The sequence below is a fragment of the Flagellimonas halotolerans genome, from assembly GCF_035818535.1.
GTDB lineage: Bacteria > Bacteroidota > Bacteroidia > Flavobacteriales > Flavobacteriaceae > Flagellimonas > Flagellimonas halotolerans.
The window spans coordinates 1-1,055 of record NZ_JAYKYV010000036.1 but is presented as its reverse complement, the minus strand read 5'-3'; the positions used below and the strand labels follow the sequence as shown (position 1 = coordinate 1,055).

The 1,055-nt window shown below is 53.8% G+C and carries 1 protein-coding gene; it reads left to right on the top strand.

From position 1 onward, the window contains the following. The coding region (locus tag VM932_RS16670) for a GMC family oxidoreductase N-terminal domain-containing protein (protein ID WP_326280425.1) at positions 1 to 1,055 on the top strand (1,055 nt) is incomplete at both ends.

The window sequence follows — 1,055 nt, the reverse complement described above, 5'->3', positions numbered from 1 at the left end:
ACCCAGTTGAAATGGCCCTACCAGAGCCCCAGGCGCGGCAAGAGCACGCGATTCCGTCCCTTCGGGGATTTTGATGCCGCCTACGGCGGCTGGGACATCGAGGGGGAGCCCTACACCCAAGGGGAGGACACCCGATTCGATTGGTTCCGTTCGCGGATGCTGGGGGGGAGGACCAACCACTGGGGAAGGATCTCCCTGCGTTTCGGCCCGAAGGACTTCAAGCACAAGGACGTTGACGGCTACGGGGACAACTGGCCCATAGGCTATGATGACGTAAAGCCGTATTACGACAAGGTGGACAAGATGATCGGGGTGTTCGGCACCAACGAGGGGCTTCCCAACGACCCGGACGGTTTCTTTCTGCCACCGCCCAAACCAAGATTGCACGAGCTTTTTTATATCAAGGGGGCGAAAAAGAGCAACATCCCGGTGTACCCCTCCCGGATGTCGATGCTCACCAAGAAGATAAACAACGACCGTGGGGTTTGTTTTTATTGTGGGCAGTGCAACCGTGCCTGCCAGGTATACGCGGATTTCTCGGCGGGGACCTGTCTTATCTTCCCTGCGCAGAAGAACGGTGGCCAGATCGACCTTTTCGTGAACTGTATGGTCCGCGAGGTGACCACCGACGAGGAGGGCAGGGCCACGGGAGTGTCCTACATTAACAAAGAAGATCGTAAAGAATATAAATTGAAAGGAAAAGTAGTGGTGCTGGGTGCCTCGGCCTGTAGTTCTGCTCGTATCCTTCTCAATTCAAAAAGTAAGCAACACCCGAATGGATTAGGGAACAGCAGTGACGTTGTGGGTAGGTACCTGCACGATTCAACGGGTGCTGATAGAGCTGCATTTATTCCCGATTTGATGAACCGAAAGGTTTCCTATAACGAAGATGGTGTAGGAGGTATGCACGTGTACTCACCTTGGTGGGGTGATAATTCCAAGTTGGATTTTCCACGTGGTTACCACATCGAGGTCTGGGGCGGTATGGGTATGCCTAGCTACGGATTCGGTTTCAATGTGAACGAGTTCAATAAGTTCTTCGGGACCAAGGTGGG